The sequence below is a fragment of the Pseudomonas lactis genome, assembly GCF_001439845.1.
In the GTDB taxonomy this organism is placed as follows: domain Bacteria; phylum Pseudomonadota; class Gammaproteobacteria; order Pseudomonadales; family Pseudomonadaceae; genus Aquipseudomonas; species Aquipseudomonas lactis.
Genome location: NZ_JYLO01000033.1, coordinates 1 through 3339, shown reverse-complemented (window position 1 = coordinate 3339; position 3339 = coordinate 1). Strand labels below are relative to the sequence as shown.

Sequence of the window (3339 nt, the reverse complement as noted above, 5' to 3'; positions counted from 1 at the left end):
TCGTTCTTTAAAAATTTGGGTATGTGATAGAAAGATAGACTGAACGTTACTTTCACTGGTAACGGATCAGGCTAAGGTAAAATTTGTGAGTTCTCTTAACTGAGAAATTCGAATTTTCGGCGAATGTCGTCTTCACAGTATAACCAGATTGCTTGGGGTTATATGGTCAAGTGAAGAAGCGCATACGGTGGATGCCTTGGCAGTCAGAGGCGATGAAAGACGTGGTAGCCTGCGAAAAGCTTCGGGGAGTCGGCAAACAGACTTTGATCCGGAGATGTCTGAATGGGGGAACCCAGCCATCATAAGATGGTTATCTTGTACTGAATACATAGGTGCAAGAGGCGAACCAGGGGAACTGAAACATCTAAGTACCCTGAGGAAAAGAAATCAACCGAGATTCCCTTAGTAGTGGCGAGCGAACGGGGACTAGCCCTTAAGTGGCTTTGAGATTAGCGGAACGCTCTGGAAAGTGCGGCCATAGTGGGTGATAGCCCTGTACGCGAAAATCTCTTAGTCATGAAATCGAGTAGGACGGAGCACGAGAAACTTTGTCTGAATATGGGGGGACCATCCTCCAAGGCTAAATACTACTGACTGACCGATAGTGAACTAGTACCGTGAGGGAAAGGCGAAAAGAACCCCGGAGAGGGGAGTGAAATAGATCCTGAAACCGTATGCGTACAAGCAGTGGGAGCCCACTTTGTTGGGTGACTGCGTACCTTTTGTATAATGGGTCAGCGACTTATTTTCAGTGGCGAGCTTAACCGAATAGGGGAGGCGTAGCGAAAGCGAGTCTTAATAGGGCGTCTAGTCGCTGGGAATAGACCCGAAACCGGGCGATCTATCCATGGGCAGGTTGAAGGTTGGGTAACACTAACTGGAGGACCGAACCGACTACCGTTGAAAAGTTAGCGGATGACCTGTGGATCGGAGTGAAAGGCTAATCAAGCTCGGAGATAGCTGGTTCTCCTCGAAAGCTATTTAGGTAGCGCCTCATGTATCACTGTAGGGGGTAGAGCACTGTTTCGGCTAGGGGGTCATCCCGACTTACCAAACCGATGCAAACTCCGAATACCTACAAGTGCCGAGCATGGGAGACACACGGCGGGTGCTAACGTCCGTCGTGAAAAGGGAAACAACCCAGACCGTCAGCTAAGGTCCCAAAGTTATGGTTAAGTGGGAAACGATGTGGGAAGGCTTAGACAGCTAGGAGGTTGGCTTAGAAGCAGCCACCCTTTAAAGAAAGCGTAATAGCTCACTAGTCGAGTCGGCCTGCGCGGAAGATGTAACGGGGCTCAAACCATACACCGAAGCTACGGGTATCACGTAAGTGATGCGGTAGAGGAGCGTTCTGTAAGCCTGTGAAGGTGAGTTGAGAAGCTTGCTGGAGGTATCAGAAGTGCGAATGCTGACATGAGTAACGATAATGGGTGTGAAAAACACCCACGCCGAAAGACCAAGGTTTCCTGCGCAACGTTAATCGACGCAGGGTTAGTCGGTCCCTAAGGCGAGGCTGAAAAGCGTAGTCGATGGAAAACAGGTTAATATTCCTGTACTTCTGGTTATTGCGATGGAGGGACGGAGAAGGCTAGGCCAGCTTGGCGTTGGTTGTCCAAGTTTAAGGTGGTAGGCTGGAATCTTAGGTAAATCCGGGATTCTAAGGCCGAGAGCTGATGACGAGTTAACTTTTAGTTAACGAAGTGGTTGATGCCATGCTTCCAAGAAAAGCTTCTAAGCTTCAGGTAACCAGGAACCGTACCCCAAACCGACACAGGTGGTTGGGTAGAGAATACCAAGGCGCTTGAGAGAACTCGGGTGAAGGAACTAGGCAAAATGGCACCGTAACTTCGGGAGAAGGTGCGCCGGTGAGGGTGAAGGACTTGCTCCGTAAGCTCATGCCGGTCGAAGATACCAGGCCGCTGCGACTGTTTATTAAAAACACAGCACTCTGCAAACACGAAAGTGGACGTATAGGGTGTGACGCCTGCCCGGTGCCGGAAGGTTAATTGATGGGGTTAGCTAACGCGAAGCTCTTGATCGAAGCCCCGGTAAACGGCGGCCGTAACTATAACGGTCCTAAGGTAGCGAAATTCCTTGTCGGGTAAGTTCCGACCTGCACGAATGGCGTAACGATGGCGGCGCTGTCTCCACCCGAGACTCAGTGAAATTGAAATCGCTGTGAAGATGCAGTGTATCCGCGGCTAGACGGAAAGACCCCGTGAACCTTTACTATAGCTTTGCACTGGACTTTGAATTTGCTTGTGTAGGATAGGTGGGAGGCTTTGAAGCGTGGACGCCAGTCTGCGTGGAGCCAACCTTGAAATACCACCCTGGCAACTTTGAGGTTCTAACTCAGGTCCGTTATCCGGATCGAGGACAGTGTATGGTGGGTAGTTTGACTGGGGCGGTCTCCTCCTAAAGAGTAACGGAGGAGTACGAAGGTGCGCTCAGACCGGTCGGAAATCGGTCGTAGAGTATAAAGGCAAAAGCGCGCTTGACTGCGAGACAGACACGTCGAGCAGGTACGAAAGTAGGTCTTAGTGATCCGGTGGTTCTGTATGGAAGGGCCATCGCTCAACGGATAAAAGGTACTCCGGGGATAACAGGCTGATACCGCCCAAGAGTTCATATCGACGGCGGTGTTTGGCACCTCGATGTCGGCTCATCACATCCTGGGGCTGAAGCCGGTCCCAAGGGTATGGCTGTTCGCCATTTAAAGTGGTACGCGAGCTGGGTTTAGAACGTCGTGAGACAGTTCGGTCCCTATCTGCCGTGGACGTTTGAGATTTGAGAGGGGCTGCTCCTAGTACGAGAGGACCGGAGTGGACGAACCTCTGGTGTTCCGGTTGTCACGCCAGTGGCATTGCCGGGTAGCTATGTTCGGAATAGATAACCGCTGAAAGCATCTAAGCGGGAAACTAGCCTCAAGATGAGATCTCACTGGAACCTTGAGTTCCCTGAAGGGCCGTCGAAGACTACGACGTTGATAGGTTGGGTGTGTAAGCGCTGTGAGGCGTTGAGCTAACCAATACTAATTGCCCGTGAGGCTTGACCATATAACACCCAAGCAATTTGACTACTCGAAAGAGCATCAGATTGCGGTGTGTGAAGACGAAGATGAACCGAAAGTTCGACGCTCACAAAACACCGAGATCTATCACCTACCCAATTTGCTGAAGCGAGGCCAACTGGTCGCGACTCAGTACCCGAATTTCTTGACGACCATAGAGCATTGGAACCACCTGATCCCATCCCGAACTCAGCAGTGAAACGATGCATCGCCGATGGTAGTGTGGGGTTTCCCCATGTGAGAGTAGGTCATCGTCAAGATTAAATTCC

General features: G+C 50.9%; 2 rRNA genes. Both read left to right on the top strand.

Going from position 1 to position 3339, the window contains the following annotated elements:
- Positions 1-164 precede the first annotated feature (164 nt).
- A 23S ribosomal RNA gene (locus TX24_RS30040) occupies positions 165-3056 on the top strand.
- 158 nt (positions 3057-3214) lie between these two features.
- Positions 3215-3330 (top strand): 5S ribosomal RNA (gene rrf, locus TX24_RS30035).
- Positions 3331-3339 lie beyond the last annotated feature (9 nt).